This window comes from Candidatus Zixiibacteriota bacterium, from assembly GCA_040752595.1.
Lineage (GTDB): Bacteria > Zixibacteria > MSB-5A5 > WJJR01 > WJJR01 > JACQFV01.
The window spans coordinates 431,153-447,877 of the sequence record JBFMGX010000004.1; the positions used below are offsets into that span (position 1 = coordinate 431,153).

The window sequence follows — 16,725 nt, forward strand, 5'->3', positions numbered from 1 at the left end:
GTTGTGCGGTCGGGTGCCCACACCCGACCGCAGCGCCGGCTGTGGGCACCCGGTGCCACAAGGCGATTCAATTCGGCGACCCGGTTATGAAACTGGTTCCAGACTGTGAGCATTAGGATTCATCCATGGCCGCTTGCATCCTTGTAGTCGACGATGATGTTCTCGTCAACGATTTCCTCGTGACCACATTGCGGGAATCGTCCTATGCCGTCGATTGCGCCTTCTCGGCCGATGCGGCGCTCGACAAGATCGCCGGACGTGAGTTCGATCTGGTGATCTCCGACGTTCGCATGCCGGGGATGGACGGCTTGGCGCTGTTGGATCGCCTGCGGACGACGGCCCCGGACACGGTCGTTGTGATCATGACCGCATTCGGTGACGTTGCCGATGCCGTCCGCGCGATGAAGGCCGGGGCCTTCGACTACCTGGTCAAGCCGGTCGGGACCGATGCCACCGAGGCCGTCGTGAACCGGGCCCTCGAATACCGTCGGCTGAAGGTCGAGAACCGCATGCTGCGCGAGGCGGTCACCCGGCGGTATGCCGCCGACCAACTGATCGGGCAGTCGGAACGCATGCGGCGCGTCTTCGATCTGATCGACGCCGTCGCCGACTCGCGGGCCACGGTGCTGGTGACCGGTGAATCGGGAACCGGCAAAGAGCTGGTGGCGCGCGCGATTCATTATCGCGGCGTGCGGCGCGAGGGTCCATTCGAGGCGATCAACTGTGCCGCCCTCCCGGAAAACCTCTTCGAGAGCGAGCTGTTCGGCCACGAAAAGGGCGCCTTCACCGGCGCCTTGCGACAGCGGCGGGGGCTGTTTGAGGTCGCCGACGGGGGCACGCTCCTTCTGGACGAGATTTCGGAGATTCCGCCGACGCAGCAGGCGAAGCTCCTGCGAGTCCTGCAGGAGCGGGAGATTCACCGTCTGGGTTCCGACAAGAAGATTCCCGTCGACGTCCGGGTGATCGCCACGACCAACCGGCACATCCCCACCGAAATCGACGCCGGGAACTTCCGCGCCGACCTGTTTTATCGCCTGAATGTCGTTGCCATCGACCTGCCGCCGCTGCGGGAACGCCGTTCCGACATCCCGGCTCTGGTGGAGTGCTTTATCCGCCGGTACAATGCTCAGAATGGCCGCTCGGTCCGTCGCGTCTCGGATGCGGTCATGCGGCTCTTCGAGCAGTATTCCTGGCCGGGAAACGTCCGTGAATTGGAGAATTTCCTCGAACGTGCCGTTGTCATCGCCGGCGGTGACGTATTGGCGCCGGAGGATTTCCCGCGGGATTTGATCACGGGTGGTCCTCGTCCCAGGACACAGATGATCGAGCCGGGGATGAGCATCTACGAGATGGAGAAGGCGCTGATTCTGGCGACGCTCGAAGCGGAGGGAAACAACCAGACGCGTGCCTCCGACCGGCTGGGGATATCGTCGCGCACACTCCGCAACAAGCTCTACGAGTACGGACTCAAGGTACCGGGGGGCGGTGCGTCGGGGACTGAAGTGGACGCAAGCGTCGCCGACGCCGCGGCGGAGTGACGACGGTATGTCAGATCAACGATTGCATCGGCGTCTTCAGCGCTATGTCTGGGCCGGACTGGTGCTGAGTCTTGTTGCCTCTGCGATCCCGTCGGTCCCCGGTGGGGCGGAGTCGGGCAAGACCTATACGCCACCCGAGATCGACCTTTACGTCTATGTGGGATACCATACAATTTGGGCGGGGGATCGCTTCCGCTACACGGTCTATGACTCCACGAACGTGGAAGCACGCATCAACGGGATGACCGGGGAGCTGATATTGATCCTCCCGATTGGTCGCCAAGGGCCGGGGCAGTATACGCTTCCTTGGGACGGAACCATGCACGAAGGTACGGTCCCGTTTGCCGGCAAGTACCAGCTGGAGCTCTTCTTCGGCGAAGAATACGCCGCCAAGTTCTGGTTCTTGTGTCGTCCGCGCGACATGGCTCCTTAAGCCGCTGTGACAAAATGGCTTGGCTTGTCCGTCGTCGGCTTCTGCAGACGCGACGACGGCCCTCCTGTCAAATTCTGTGACTCGGGCACGGAGAATGCGACAATAATTGTATAAGTTGCGGGCCGCGCTGCCGTCACCGGTGGGAACCCGGCCCGACAGACGTGCGTTTGTGACATGAGGCTCCACGACGCCGGGAAGGGTGCCGTTCGGGCGCCAGGGAGGAACAAAAAACCTCTTGTTTTTGGGGTGGAATTCGTGATATAAGTAACGAGATTCGGCCGGAAACCCGCCGGGAACAGGGCCGAACAAAAGGATGCATGATGTTGCGCTTTGGTGTCATCGGGGTGTCGGTGCGATCGGGCGGCAACATCCCGCTGTTGGAGGCGTTGACGGTTCCCGAAGCGGAGAAGCGTGAACGGCTGGCGGCGTTGAAGGAGTCCTGTGGGTTCCGCGAAGTGGTGCCGCTGTACACCTGCAACCGATCCGAATTCTACTACATCGCGGACAGTGGTGCCGGGATTGCGTACCGCAACCGCCTGCTCGATTTCTTCCTGAGTGGGCGTGAACGGGTGGCATTCGAGCCCGCCGAGATCAGTTCCCTGACGGCATTCCGCGCGTTGCGCCATCTCTACCGGGTCACATCCTCTTTGGATTCGATGGTGGTGGGGGAGGCGCAGATTCTCGGCCAGGTCAAGGAGGCGGTCGCTTTCGCGGAAGAAGCGGGGCTGTCCGGGCCGGAGTTGAGTGCGGTGTTCGCCGACGCCTTCCGGGTCGCCAGGAAGATTCGCCGCGAGACACCGATCGGCCAGTATGCCGTGTCGATGGTGAATCTGCTGCTGGACACGATTTCGGGCCGGGTGTCACAGCGTCCGCATCCCCGTGTGGTCATCGTCGGCGTCGGGCCGATGAGCATCAAGTTGGGGGCGCACCTGCGCGATGCCGGCGCGACGACGATGCTCTTCGTGAATCGCACCAAGGCGCGGGCGGATGAACTGGCCGCGCGTTTCGGCGGCGCTTCGCTCTCGCTGGAGGAGTTTCTGGCGGCGCCTCCTGCACATGACGTTCTGTTCACATCGACCGGCTCGGAGCGGCCGATCTTCACGCGTGCCTTCGGTGAACGGCTGATCGGGCTTCGTGGGAGCGTCGACCCTGGCGTTCTGATCATCGACTTGGCTGTCCCGCGGGACGTCGATCCCGTCATCGGCGACTTGGCAGGTATCACCTATCTGGACATCCCACATTTCCGCTCCATCGCCGACCACAATCGCCGCGAGCGCTTTCACGCCGTCGACGCCGCCGAACGCATGATTGATCAGGCCATCGGCCGCGCCCACAAGCTGAACGCCCAACGTGAATTCAAACCGGTGTTGTCGTCCTCCCTCAATGAGTCGCTGGCCTTCGCGGAATCCGGCATGCGACGCCTGTTTGCCAGTCGCCTGGCGCACCTACCCGACACCGACCGCGATGCCATTGCCCACTGGGTCCGGCAGTTGGTGCAGTATAGCAACCAACTGCCCCTTGCCGCCCTGGCCGAACAGGCGGATATTGCCCGATCGGAGTGCGCGCTTCTGGCCGGATACGACTGTGTCGAGGAGCGGGCCGACGAGGACGGCGATCCCGATCATTCCGTCGCCCACCGTTGCGCCGTGCGCGAAGGTGGCACCTGCTTGGGATTGATCGGCGATCCACTGAACAACACATGAAGATCGGAACGCGGGGAAGCGACCTCGCCCTCTGGCAGGCGCGCCACGTGCAGGGCCTGATCCGTGACGCGGCCGGCCTCGACGCCGAGATCGTGGTGATCAGGACCGCCGGAGATCGCGATCATCAAACTGCGTTCGCCGCCATGCCCGGCAAAGGGTTCTTCACCAAGGAAATCGAAGAGGCGCTGCGCGCCGGAACCGTCGATATTGCCGTCCACTCGCTGAAGGACCTCCAGACCGTCATGCCGGACGGTCTCGTTCTGGGTGCCATACCGGAACGGGCCGACCGCCGCGATGTTCTTCTGACCGCCCCGTCTGCCGTCGATCGTTCACGGCCCCTGCGCCTGCATGAAGGCGCGCGCGTCGGGACATCCTCCGCGCGACGCATTGCGCAGTTGCGCTTCCTGCGTCCTGATCTGGCCGTCGAGAATCTGCGTGGGAATGTCCCGACGCGTCTGCGGAAACTGCGGGACGGCCGCTATGATGCCATCCTGGTCGCCGCCGCCGGGCTCGACCGTCTCGGTCTCGATCTGGAAGGCCTGGTTGCATTTCGCCTCCCGGAGGTGCTCTTTGTTCCGGCACCGGGGCAGGGGGCACTCGCCGTGCAGATACGGGATCTCGACGCGCGCGCGCATGCCATCGTCGGTCGCCTCGACAGGCTCCCGTTACGTCGCACCGTATGGGCGGAACGGGAGGTTCTGCGGCGTTTGGAAGGTGGGTGCCAGCTTGCGCTCGGGGCGTTCTCGGAGACAACCGGCAACGGCCTTCGGTTGGGTGCATTCCTGGGGACCGATGAGCCGGCGAAGCCGTGTCGGATCATCATCACGGGTGGCGACGACGAATCGGTCGTTGCCGCGGTTGTCTCCTATCTCAAATGCCAAACACAAGCAGGCGCCGCTGTAGGGGCGGTTCGCGAACCGCCCGAAGATCGGGCCGCCACCGGCGTCCAGAGCCCCGTCCGCGTGTGGATCACGCGCGACGCGCGGCGCGCCGAGCCGTTTCGTCGCCGACTCAACTCAAGCGCCTTCGACATCGCCGCCATTCCCGTCTTCGTTGCCGTTGAAGCGGGCGATCGGGAAGTCAAGCGCCGGACGATGCTGGAACTTGGTTCTTACGATTGGATTTTCTTCACGAGCCAGATCACGGTTGATGAGATGGCGCATTTGATGCACGAGCACGGTGCCCGGTTCGGCGCGCAGACTCGCCTGGCGGCTGTCGGGGTCAAGACCAAGGCGGCAATCGAACGGCATGGTTGGCGCGTGGATTTCACGGCCGACGTGGCCGACGCCGAGGCGATGGGGGAGCAGTTCCTGCACGACGTCGGGACGCGTATCGGACGGGTTCTCTTTCCCTGCGGACAGGCGGCGGCCGCCGATCTTGAAATGACCCTGGCCGAGGGGTGCACGGGATTTGATCGTCTGGTCTGCTATGACATAGCCGAGAGCCCGGCATTGGCGCAGACCCTCCCCGCGCTTCCCGATCCCCACGCTGTTGTCTTCACAAGCCCCCAAGCGGCCCGGATACTTCTGGCGCGAAGATCACTGCCATTGACGACCACTGCTGTCTCCATCGGACCGGCGACGACGGAAGCGTTGCGTCAGGCCGGATTCCCGATTGTATATGAACCCTTCGAGCGTTCGCTCGAAGGCACTGCCGAGGTGATTCATGGATTATTCCCTGACCCGTCGTCCCCGTCGACTCCGTCGTAACCCGCTCATTCGCGATCTGGTCGCCGAGACCCGCCTGTCGACCGCGCCGATGATCCAGCCGTACTTCGTCGGCGAGGATGCGACCGGACGCATGCCGATTCCCAGCATGCCGGGGATCAACCGCGAGTCGGTCGACAAACTCACGGAATCGATCGCCGCCGATCTCAAGCTGGGGATCAAACGCATCATGCTCTTCGGCGTCACCGAGCACAAGTCGTCGGACGCGGCCTCGGCGTATGCCGACAACAATCCCGTTGTGCGGGCGGTGGAGCGTTTACACCGCGAGTTCGGCGAGGACTTGTTCATCTCCGCCGACGTCTGCTTGTGCGCCTACACGTCGAGCGGGCATTGCGGCCTGCTGGACGGTGACGACATCGACAACGATTCCTCGCTCGATGTGCTGGCGCGCATGGCGGTGCGTCTGGCGCAGGCGGGTGTCGATTGGGTTGGTCCATCGGACATGATGGATGGCCGCATCGGCGCGATCCGCGAGGCGCTCGATCACGCCGGATATGCAAAGACCGGGATTCTGGCGTACACCGCCAAGTATGCGTCGTCGTATTATGGCCCCTTCCGCGAGGCCGCCGAATCGGCGCCCCAGAAGGGTGATCGCAAATCGTACCAAATGGACTGGCGCAATGGCCGCGAGGCGCGTGTCGAGGCGATGCTCGACATCGAAGAAGGCGCCGACGTCGTCATGGTCAAACCGGCGCTGGCGTATCTGGATGTGATTGCCGACCTGGCCGGTTCGATCGACATTCCCATCGCCGCCTACAATGTCTCCGGCGAATACTCGGCGGCGAAGTTGCTCGTCCGTGAGGGATTGGCCAAGGAACCCGATCTCGTGCTGGAGAACCTGACCGCGATCACCCGTGCGGGAGCGTCGATCATATTGACGTACCATTTGCGGGATATCCTAAAGGGGAAGTGGTTGGGGTAGGTGGACGGTGGGTACGGAGCACCCACCCTACGAGAATGCGTGCTCTGCCTGTGGCGAGCGAAATCGAGCCGCACGCACCGTCAGGGGGCTGAAAGCCCCCTGTCCGCAGCCGGTGGCGGCATGACAAGGAGGTGGGCAGAGCCCACCCTTCAATGAAATGATCGAGCGGTCGGACCAACTCTTCACCCGTGCGCAGCGCGTCATCCCCGGCGGCGTGAATTCGCCGGTGCGCGCCTTTGGCGCGGTCGGCGGGACACCGCGATTCATCGCCTCGGCAGAAGGATGCCATCTGACCGACGCCGACGGAAACTCGTATATCGATTTCTGCATGTCGTGGGGACCATTGATCCTCGGCCATGCGCATCCGCAGGTCATCGCGGCCATCGACCGGGCCATGCGGAAAGGGACCAGCTACGGCGCGCCGACCGAAGAAGAAGTGTTGTTGGCGGAGAAGGTCTGTGAATGGGTCAAGCCCGTCGAACAAGTGCGCTTCGTCTCATCGGGGACCGAGGCGACGATGTCGGCGATCCGTCTGGCGCGCGGCTTCACCGGACGCGACCTGATCATCAAGTTTGCCGGGTGCTATCACGGCCACGCCGACTTCCTCTTGGTGCAGGGGGGATCGGGATTGGCGACCTTCGGGACGCCATCGTCGGCGGGGGTGCCATCGTCATTCGCGGCGGCGACGCTGGTTGCGACCTACAACGATCTGGCCTCTGCTGAATCGCTGTTTCGTCAGCACCGCGACAAGGTCGCGGCCGTGATCTTCGAGCCGGTAGCGGCGAACAATGGCCTGATCCTGCCCGCGGATGGATTCTGGCAGTCGGTCACGGACCTTGCGCACAAGCGTGGGGCGCTCGTGATTTCCGATGAGGTGATCACCGGTTTTCGTCTCGGCAAAGGCGGCGCGGCCGAACGCTTGGGGTTCGCGCCCGACCTGATGACATTCGGGAAGATCATCGGCGGCGGACTTCCGGTCGGCGCATTCGGCGGGCGCAAGGAGATCATGCAGAAGCTGGCGCCGCTGGGACCGGTCTATCAGGCGGGAACGCTCTCCGGCAATCCGGTCGCGATGGCCGCGGGTCTGGTGACGTTGAATGTGATTGCGGGTGATGGCGTCTACGCGCAGTTGGAAGTTAAGGGTCGTCAATTCGAAGAGATGCTGCGGGCGCGGATCAATCTCTCCGCACACGATGCCTGCCTGGTGCGGATCGGATCGATCTTCTGGCTGTACCTCGGCGGGACCGAACCGCCGCGCAATCCAACGGAGATCGAACCCGGGGCGGCCGAACGGTACAAACGAGTGTTCCACCATTGCCTGGAACATGGTGTCTATCTGGCGCCATCGGCATACGAGGTCGGATTCCTCTCGACGGCACATGATCAGGCATCGTTGCGACAGGCGATCGACGTGATCACCGCTGGAATCGAGGCATTGTAGGGCGGGCTTCGCTCCCCGCTCTTTGAGCACTGGGGACGTAGAAGACGGCGGGCAGCCCGTCCCGAGCGACTTGTCCCGAACGAAGCCGAGGGAGGTCGAGGGAAGCCCGCCTCACGGATTCTGAAGGACACGACATGTCGTTATCATCGAATAGCGCACAAACCACGCATGCGATGTCCCACCCTTCGGGTGGGGCATCGAAGCGTGATTTCATCGAGGTATGCTATGGTCGTCCGGTCACGCGTCGGCCGATCTGGATCATGCGTCAGGCGGGGCGCTATCAGGCCTCGTACCGTGCCGTGCGCGAGCGCCATACCTTCGAAGAGGTCTGCCGGACACCGGAGTTGGCCTGCCAGGTCACATTGCAGCCGGTGCGCGAGTTCGATCTCGATGCGGCGATCCTCTTTTCCGACATCCTGGTGCTCCTGCCGCCGTTGGGGTTGCCGGTGCGTTTCGAGGAAGGCGGGCCGACCATCACGAATCCCATCGCCGATGTCGGGCAAGTCGATCGGCTACGTCGTTTTGATCCGGGGCGCGATGTCGACTTCGTCCCGGCGGCGGTGCGTCGGATCCGTGCTGCCTTGCCGCCGTCGGTACCGCTTATCGGCTTCTCCGGGGCGCCGTTCACGCTCGCCTGCTATGCCATCGAAGGAACGACCTCGCGCGACTTCACGGTGGCGCGGCGATTCTTCCATGAACGACCGGTGGCCGCCCAGCGTCTGATGACGCACTTGGCCGATGCGATCGCCGATTATCTGTCGGCGCAGATCGCCGCCGGAGCCGATGCCGTGCAGATGTTCGATTCGTGGGGTGGCTTGCTGTCGCCGGAGGACTATCGGGAGATCGTCGTACCGCACTACCTTACTATCCTGGAACGAATCAGAAAGCCGGGAGTGCCGGTGATTCTCTATGCCGGCGGCACATCGCATCTATTGCAGCCGCTGGTCGATGTCCCTTTCGATGTCATCAGCGTCGACTGGCGCACGCGTCTCCGTACCGCCGCCACCATGTGCCGCGAGGCGACCGCGCTGCAGGGGAACCTCGACCCGACGGCTTTGTTTGCCTCTCGGGAGGAAATCGCCCGCCGCGCCACGGCGATCATGAACGAGATGGACACCACCGACAAGGGGCACATCTTCAATCTTGGGCACGGCATTCTGCCGGACACGCCGGAGGAGCACCTGCGCGCGTTGGTGGAAGTCGTACACGGCACGCCGCCGAAGAGGTAGATGGAAGGCGAGAATGGAGGACAAGGGGCTTAAGCCCCTTGTTTGCCAGACTCGGATGCCGATGCGTGCATTAGGAACCACCGAATCCGCTGCCACGGACGCCTACTGGTCGGTGCCGACCGGGCTGCTGCGTAAGTACGACCGTCCGGGACCGCGATATACATCATATCCCACCGTGCCGGTCTGGACGGCGGATTTCGGCGCGGCGCAGTATGATGAGCACCTGAGGCGCTTCGCCGCCACCGACCGGCCGCTGTCGCTGTATGTACATCTGCCGTTCTGTCATGAGCGTTGCACCTTCTGCGGCTGCAATGTTGTCATCGCGCAACGGCAGGAGACAGTCGAACGGTACCTCGCGTATCTGTTTCGCGAGATCGATCACGTCGTTGATGTCATTGGGACAGGGCGTCCCGTCCTGCAATTGAGCTGGGGCGGCGGTACGCCGACATTTCTGACGATTCCCCAGATCGACCGCCTCTGGCACACGCTGAATGATGCCTTCGCACTCGCTGCCGATGCTGAGGTGGCGATCGAAGTCGATCCACGCGTGACGACGCCGGAGCAGATGCGCCATCTGCGCGCGCTCGGTTTCAATCGTCTGTCGATGGGTGTGCAGGACCTCGATCCCGACGTGCAGACCGCGATCGGCCGGGGGCAGACGTTCGCACAGACGGAAACCACGCACGAACTTGGGCGCGCGCTGGGATTCACCGGGATCAACATGGATTTGATCTACGGCCTGCCGCGTCAGACGGTCGCCGAATTCCGCGCGACCATCGCGGCGGTGGCACGCTGGCGTCCCGACCGTTTGGCGGTCTACTCGTATGCGCATGTACCCTGGGGGCGGCCGCAGCAGATGCAGATCAATGAAGCGGAACTCCCGGCGGGACCGGAGAAATTCGCGCTCTTCGCGGTCGCGGTGCAGGGACTCTTGGCGGCGGGATACGATCCGATCGGCATGGATCACTTCGCGCTGTCGACCGACGAATTGGCCCAGGGACTGACCAACGGGCGTTTGCATCGGAATTTCATGGGGTACACCGTGTCCGCATCACGCGACATTATCGGGCTGGGTGTCTCGGCCATCGGCGAGATAGCCGGCTGCTTCGCGCAGAACGACTCGCGTCTCGGTGCCTACTATCGACTCATAGACACAACCGGGAGTGGAATTCACCGGGGTTGGACATTGACGCGCGACGATGAGATTCGCCGCGCGGCGATCCTGTCGATCATGTGCCGACTACGTTTGAGCTTCGACGGTATCAGCGAGCAGTTCGGCATCGATGCCGCGGAGTATTTCTCTTCCGAGATGGCACGACTGGAGGAGCTCACCGACGACGGCCTCGTACAGATCAATGCCGATGGCTTTGTCGTAACGTCGACCGGGCGGCATTTTGTGCGCAACATCGCGATGGTCTTCGATGCCTATCTGCCGCGTCTGACCGGGCAGGCAACGGCGAAGAAACCGATCTTCTCGCGGACGGTGTAACCAAGACGGGATCGTGGACAAGGGGCTGAAGCCCCTTGGTTGCCAATAATGCCGAATTGCTCCCCATGTCATCCTGAGCGACTTGTCCCGAGCGAAAGCGAGGGAAGCGAAGGATCTGCTGTTCTCTCACTGCACGGTTCAGCATGACGCCTCTCGACGGTCTGATCATCGGCGGCGGCATCTCCGGATTGGCGGTGGCGCATTGGCTCGGCCTGCACGAACGCCCCGGTGGCTGGGAGCTGTGGGAAGCGACCGACCGTCTCGGCGGTACGATCGGCACGGACCGTATCGATGGGTATTCGGTCGACTGGGGCCCGAACGGCTTCCTCGATCGCGAGCCGTTGACATTGCGGCTTGTCAACGAGATCGGCCTGCGCGATCGACTGGAACCGGCCAATGAGAAGAGCGAAAAACGCTTTATCGTCAAGAATGGTCATCTGCACCCGGTGCCGTTTTCTCCGGTCAGGATTCTCACGACCGGGCTTCTGAATCCCATCGAGAAACTGCGACTTTTCGGCGAGCCGTTTGTTCCCAGACGTGCGGATGATTCCGATGAATCGGTCTATGACTTCGCGGCGCGACGGATCGGCCATGGGGCGGCGCGGATGTTTGTCGATCCAATGGTCTCGGGTGTGTTCGGAGGTCTGGCGAAGGAGCTGTCGCTGCCGTCGTGTTTTCCGATCATGCGCGACATGGAAATGCAATATGGCAGTCTCGTGCGCGCGCTGATCGCGAAGATGCGCGAGAAACGCCGCGCCCGGCGCGCGAATCCTGACGCTCCCAAGAAACGCGGCGGCCCGGCTGGTCCCGGCGGGCATCTGACATCGTTCCGCGGCGGCCTTGATGTCGTCGTGACGCGCCTCGGTGATCGACTTCAGCCAATCATCCGGACCGGACAGGCGGTGAAGCGGATCACATATGATGATGGCGCCTGGTTAATCACAGACGGCCATGGCGGACAGGTTCAGGCGCGGCGCGTCGTTCTCACATGCCCCGCCTATGCCGCCGCCGAGATGCTCAACGGCCTGGACCAGACACTGGCGGCGGCGCTCAATGAGATCCCCTATGCTGCAATCGTAGTCGTCGCTACCGGGCACCGACGCGAGGACATTGTGCATCCCCTCGACGGCTTCGGTTTCCTGATTCCTCGAAATCAAGGGTTGCGCACGCTGGGGTCGATCTGGACCTCGTCAATTTTCGCCGACCGCGCTCCCGCCGGTCACGTTCAGTTCCGCACCATGCTCGGCGGGGCAGGGGATCCGTCGGTTGTGAATCTCAACGACGACGAATTGTGGCAGATCGTCCGCCGGGAACTGAATCCCGTGATCGGCATCAAGACCGATCCCTCCTTCCTGCGCGTCTATCGCTGGGAACGCGGCATCCCGCAGTTCACGCTCGGGCACCGCGAGCGACGTGCAAAGATCGAGTCTCTGGCTTCACGGCATCCCGGTCTGCATTTCGTCGGCAACGCCTTCTACGGTGTCGGCCTCAACGATTGCGTGAAGATGGCGCACCGTGTGGCCGGGCAGATTCTCACAATGTAGGGCGGGCTTTGCCCGCCGATCCCGTGCCCTGACAGGCCGCTGAAAAGAGGCGACTCTTGTCATTCCGAGTCCCGCCGCTCTTTGGCGGGGCGAGGAATCTGCTGTCCTGCCACCGGAGAAACAGCAGATCCCTCGCTTCGCTCGGGATGACAAATGGGCGCAAAGCACCACTCCCATGGGTTTTCCAGCATGCCTCGCATGCCATGCTCAATCCTCCGGCGTGTACCGGGGGACCTCGCCGCGATTGTGCTGGTACTTGGGGTTGTTGATCTCGGGGATGCGACGGGCGTATTCGTCGGATGTGATTGTGTTCTGCCAGTGACCGGTCACCATCGCCAGGCCGATCCCGGTGACGAAGATCGCCGTGACGGCGATCCATGTGGCGCGTCGCGACAGGCGGGCGCGGGTCTTCGGCAATGACAGATGTAGCGCTTCGGTGCTGGGGCAGACATCGACACAGGCGAGGCAGGCGTTGCATTCATCCGATCGCACCCGGTGCAACCGCGCCACCGGGATGTGCGCCGGGCAGGCGATGTTGCACTTGTCGCAGTCGATGCACGCCGAGACCTTGCGGGTGATCTTCCACGGCGACAGGAGACTGACCAAACCGGTCAGCGCCCCATAGGGACACAGGAACCGACACCAGAAGCCGCTGATGATGAAACCAAGACCAAACAACACGCCCAGAGTCCACAGTGTTGTGGAATCGATCTCGGTGAAGAACTTCAGCATCTTGATGTCGGCGACTTTGTTGTAGGGCGAGTGGATGAAGGCGTTCAGGCCCTGCCGCGACATCTGAAAGAGGATCGCCCAGACGAAAAAGAGCAGAAGAAGGTACTTCAGGGAGCGCAGGGGAATGTCGAGCGCGCGCGGCAGCTTCCCTTTCCAGCGATGGATCTTGCGCCCCGCACTCCCGACCGCCTCGGAGATCAAGCCGACCGGGCAGACCCAGCCGCAAAACGACTTCTTCAGCAGGATCGAGGAGATCAACGCCAGCAGGATCACGACGGTCGCCGCCGGGTGAATATGATTGAGAATCCCGGTGGCGATCCAGTCGCGCAGTCCCATCAGTCCGGAGATCGGCAGGAAGGACTCGGCCCCCGGCGGACGGGTCGGCGGTGCTCCCGCGGCACCGGTCTCGTAGTAGCGCACAAACCGGTAGAACTCCCAGCCGATCCAGAGCGTAATCACGGTCCAGAAGCTCTGCGACCAGAACCGCCAGTCGATGCCGGAAGCCCGTCGGCGGCGGATGGTCGGCCTCCTGCGGGGAGGCGCCGGCGATGCCAAGACTGAGGTGTCCGGTGCGTCGTCGGTCGGATGAAGAGACATTGGCGAATCCATACGATAACTGTGTCGATTGCTATACGTCAACGCCGCATGTGCGCGCCAGAAAAAAGAGGCGACCCGGACCGGTTTTGCCAGGCCAATCCCGGCCGTCCGAACCTGAACGACAGCCATCCTTGTGGCAATAAACACTTGGCGGGACAGCGGCGCCCCGTACCTTCGGTGCGTCGTGCGGGAGGGCACATGAAAACACGCTTCGACTGGAAGGCCGCATACTTCCATGTGGTCGGTCTGGTGGCCATCATCACCCTGCTGATCGCCGTGATCGCCGCCGGCCATGCGGCGCTCCGGTTGGCATTCCCCACGCTGTCTCTGGACTCGTACCAATGGCAGCAGGTCCGCTCGTTTGCGGCCTACAAGCGTGCCACAGTGGGTCCTGGTCCGAAGGGGCGGGCACCCATTGAAGCGACCGGGGAGAGGGAGACTGGTGCCGCCACCATGTCCGAGGACGAACTGCGGCAGGCGTGGGAGGAGTATCGTTCACTGGTGGTCGAGGGGGAGCGACATGACGGGCTGTGGCAATTGATGCAGTCGTTCATTACGGTTGTCATCACCCTGCCGATCTTCTGGTGGCACAGGAGGGCGGCCAAGCGGTTGAGGCCGGTTGACGAGGGTGACGATTAGCCGTCCCGGCGATTGCGGATCGGCGTGAAAGAAATCCGGGGAAACCAGGGAATAAACGCCGTCGTATGGAGGTATGTGAGGTGCGGGTGACAGGGGAGGTCCCCCGGACGCCACGCGCGAGCACCAAACAAGCTGCCAGGCCTGTTTGCAGGATGCGTTCAACTCGGTGACATCAGGCTCTTGACCCAGGGAGGGGAATGGGGCCTCGGGCTGACGGGGGAGACGGCCTTCCGGCAACGGAAGGCCGTCGGTATTTGCGGGACGACGCGATGAGTCATCGTGGCAGCCGTGGGCAAACAAGGGGCTTCAGCCCCTTGGCCATCACTCCCACTGTTACACTTCTTCTACAACCAGTTGCGTAACCCGATTCCTGTGCGGTCGGGTGCCCACACCCGACCGCAGCGCCGGGTGTGGGCACCCGGCGCCGCGAAGCTTGAGAGTGATTGAGTGCATGCAACTGATTTTAGATCACATACGACGGAATGTCCCGGTCCAGCCCGAATATCTGGCGCGCATTGCCGCCGAAGATCGCCTCGCGGGCGCGGTCGCCCACTTGCAGCGCGTCCAGGATGGCATTCTGCTCGGTGAAAATGGGGCGTCGCCAGCCGCGCGGAAATATCCCGGAGTCGGTGCCGAAGAGAACGCGTCGCGGCCCGAACACATCGAGGGCGCGCTCGAAGACGTGCGTCAACCCGGAGTACTCCGACTGGTCTTCGAGCCAGTTGTTGGAGGACGACGTGTCGAGGTAGACGTTGGGGCACTGGACCCCCAGGCGGAGGAGTTGCGATAAGGTGCCGGCCCCGAATGACGGGACGACGAAGTTGACACCGGGGAAGTCCGATGCCACTCTGTGCAGATCGGCCGGGTCGGCATAGCCGGAGTCGTACACGTCCGGCAGCCCCCACCAGCGGCGCGTCACGATGCGCAGGCGACCGAAGTAAACGTAAACGACGAGCCGGTAACGGCGCGCGAGTCGATAGATCGGATAGGCAGATTCGGCATGCGCCGCAAAGCGATGGAGCGTGGGATACAAGGCCACACCGCGGAATCCCCATTCGCGGGCGGCGTGCTCTACCAGGTCCTCGGCGACCGCCAGATAGGGACTGACCGCCGCCACACCGATGAAGCGGTCGGGGAAGACGCGTAAAGCGTGGCTGAGCGAGACCTCATCCCCGGTCACACCGGAGATAATGACGGCGCGTCCGATACCGTGATGGTCCAACTCCGTCACCCAGCGATCGGCCAGTCGAACCGGGTCGAGCGGCGGGGCTTCGAAATGATGCCGGCGCGCTTGGTCGTCGATGAACTTGTCGATGTCGGCGGGGTGCTGCCGCTGTTGCGTCAACAGCCGGAAGTAATTGTAGGAAAAGAAGTGAACATGGGCGTCGATGACTTCCACGGCAATGTCTTGTCTTATCGTCGTGACGGCCCGTGATGGGGGCCGGAAGATGCGGCTCTCCGAATGAATCCTCACGGCAACCGGCATGCAAGGGAAAAGGGTGAGGCGATCGAGGGCACAGGAAGCTGGATGGGTGCGGCGCACGGGAGGCGGAACGTGACATAACGTCTATTATCCGCCCTTATGGCCTATGGCGCAGGGGGGCAATCCCTGATGCTGAGGCACTGGAGCCACACCTCTTCCCCGCCTCGAACGGCCCAAAATCCATCCAAAGAAACTCCATGCGAATGCCGGCACGGTAATGCCCTGTGTATCAATGTCCTTAGCGCGCATCTCTCGGCCATCACTTAAATGGGCCGTGCGGCCTCATTCTTGCTCAATCGAAATCGCGGAAACGACGGCGCGTTGACGGTGGCGAGCACTGCATCGATCACGGTTGGCGCATGGGGGCGGGCCCGCCAAGGGCCGAGAGACAAAGACCTCCCTCTCCGGGTGGTGGTTGGCACCGGACGACTGCGGGGGCGGCATGAAGCCGCCCCCGTGGGCTTTTTGGGAACGACGCCACCGGATTGACCCAAATAGGAAACCGCCGCGGCAGACGCCGCGGCGGTCTGGGACCAATGAACGATGGACTCAGTTGCTGGGTCCTGGGCTCTCGGTCATGCGGATCCGGCCAGTCGAGGCCAATACGTCGATCGTGAATACCACGCAGGAATCCTTGGCGATCAGATTGACGACTCCCGAGCTCGACGCCGATCCGTCGGGGTTAAATACGACCGCGGAAGTTGGGAAGGTCTGCGACGCTATCTTGGCGTCTTGATAGACAAGCATGCTGTCGACCAGGGAATCGCCGGGTGTGTAGGTCGCCGCCGCCGGATTGTTCCGATTGATGAAGGTCTCATAGACGTTGTTGGAGACATCGAAGTTGATGCCGAACGGCTCCTTGCGCGCGATCGACTCCGACCGGGCGATGCGCAGCGCCGAAACGACTTCGCGGGCGGCGGACTGGGCCCGCATGCGCGGCAGCGCCTTCAGCCATTGTGGGACGGCCATGGCCGACATCACGCCGATGATCACGGTGATAATCATCATTTCCATCAGGCTGACGCCCCGGCAGTCTCGCACACGATGAACGATACGGTTCATATGACACTCCTTGCCTTAGGCACTCGGCCGACGGCAATCGTCTCCAAAGCAACCGATCTGCCATGAATGGCGCCGTTGGGTCGTTCCCGCCCTCAACCTCTATCTGATGGGAATACAATACCTTGCGATGGCTTTTCGGCTTCCGGCCGGCCACCGGCATTCGCCGGCGACACCGATTGATCTGGC

13 protein-coding genes are annotated in these 16,725 nt (G+C 62.8%); 10 read left to right on the forward strand and 3 right to left on the reverse strand.

Features of this window, described 5'->3' with window-relative positions:
- Window positions 1-125 precede the first annotated feature (125 nt).
- The 9 genes from AB1792_02035 (at window position 126) to hemG (ending at window position 12,026) form a co-directional block, all read left to right on the forward strand.
- A complete protein-coding gene (locus AB1792_02035) occupies window positions 126-1,538 on the forward strand; it encodes a sigma-54 dependent transcriptional regulator (GenBank protein ID MEW5700997.1) in 1,413 nt (470 codons plus the stop codon).
- A 7-nt stretch (window positions 1,539-1,545) separates the two neighbouring features.
- Window positions 1,546-1,971 carry a hypothetical protein gene (locus AB1792_02040; GenBank protein MEW5700998.1) on the forward strand — a complete coding sequence of 142 codons (426 nt, stop codon included), beginning with the start codon at window positions 1,546-1,548 and terminating at the stop codon, window positions 1,969-1,971.
- A gap of 317 nt (window positions 1,972-2,288) precedes the next feature.
- Window positions 2,289-3,674, forward strand: a complete 1,386-nt coding sequence (gene hemA, locus AB1792_02045; GenBank protein ID MEW5700999.1) for a glutamyl-tRNA reductase — start codon at window positions 2,289-2,291, stop codon at window positions 3,672-3,674.
- The gene (hemC, locus tag AB1792_02050) at window positions 3,671-5,383 is read left to right on the forward strand and encodes a hydroxymethylbilane synthase (protein ID MEW5701000.1); all 1,713 of its coding nucleotides are present in this window, start codon (window positions 3,671-3,673) and stop codon (window positions 5,381-5,383) included. The genes hemA and hemC overlap by 4 nt, the downstream gene beginning before the upstream one ends.
- Window positions 5,340-6,323, forward strand: coding sequence for a porphobilinogen synthase (gene hemB / locus AB1792_02055; GenBank protein ID MEW5701001.1), 984 nt, complete (start codon window positions 5,340-5,342; stop codon window positions 6,321-6,323). The genes hemC and hemB overlap by 44 nt, the downstream gene beginning before the upstream one ends.
- 160 nt (window positions 6,324-6,483) lie before the next feature.
- Window positions 6,484-7,764 carry a glutamate-1-semialdehyde 2,1-aminomutase gene (gene hemL, locus AB1792_02060; GenBank protein MEW5701002.1) on the forward strand — a complete coding sequence of 427 codons (1,281 nt, stop codon included), beginning with the start codon at window positions 6,484-6,486 and terminating at the stop codon, window positions 7,762-7,764.
- Between the two features lie 173 nt (window positions 7,765-7,937).
- A complete protein-coding gene (gene hemE, locus AB1792_02065; GenBank protein ID MEW5701003.1) occupies window positions 7,938-8,993 on the forward strand; it encodes a uroporphyrinogen decarboxylase in 1,056 nt (351 codons plus the stop codon).
- 61 nt (window positions 8,994-9,054) lie between these two features.
- On the forward strand, window positions 9,055-10,482 hold the full coding sequence (hemN, locus tag AB1792_02070; GenBank protein MEW5701004.1) for an oxygen-independent coproporphyrinogen III oxidase: 1,428 nt from the start codon (window positions 9,055-9,057) through the stop codon (window positions 10,480-10,482).
- 143 nt (window positions 10,483-10,625) lie between these two features.
- On the forward strand, window positions 10,626-12,026 hold the full coding sequence (gene hemG / locus AB1792_02075; GenBank protein ID MEW5701005.1) for a protoporphyrinogen oxidase: 1,401 nt from the start codon (window positions 10,626-10,628) through the stop codon (window positions 12,024-12,026).
- A 207-nt stretch (window positions 12,027-12,233) separates the two neighbouring features.
- Here hemG and AB1792_02080 read toward each other — a convergent pair whose 3' ends face one another.
- Entirely contained in the window at window positions 12,234-13,355 is a 1,122-nt protein-coding gene (locus AB1792_02080) for a 4Fe-4S binding protein (protein ID MEW5701006.1), read from the reverse strand.
- A gap of 198 nt (window positions 13,356-13,553) precedes the next feature.
- Here AB1792_02080 and AB1792_02085 point away from each other — a divergent pair, with 198 nt between their 5' ends.
- Window positions 13,554-13,994, forward strand: coding sequence for a hypothetical protein (locus tag AB1792_02085; protein ID MEW5701007.1), 441 nt, complete (start codon window positions 13,554-13,556; stop codon window positions 13,992-13,994).
- A 463-nt stretch (window positions 13,995-14,457) separates the two neighbouring features.
- On the opposite strand, the gene AB1792_02090 is transcribed toward AB1792_02085, so the two are convergent.
- Window positions 14,458-15,393: an amidohydrolase family protein gene (locus tag AB1792_02090; protein MEW5701008.1), complete on the reverse strand. Its 936-nt coding sequence runs from the start codon at window positions 15,391-15,393 to the stop codon at window positions 14,458-14,460.
- Window positions 15,394-16,026: 633 nt separating this feature from the next.
- The gene (locus AB1792_02095; protein MEW5701009.1) at window positions 16,027-16,539 is read right to left on the reverse strand and encodes a GspH/FimT family pseudopilin; all 513 of its coding nucleotides are present in this window, start codon (window positions 16,537-16,539) and stop codon (window positions 16,027-16,029) included.
- Window positions 16,540-16,725 lie beyond the last annotated feature (186 nt).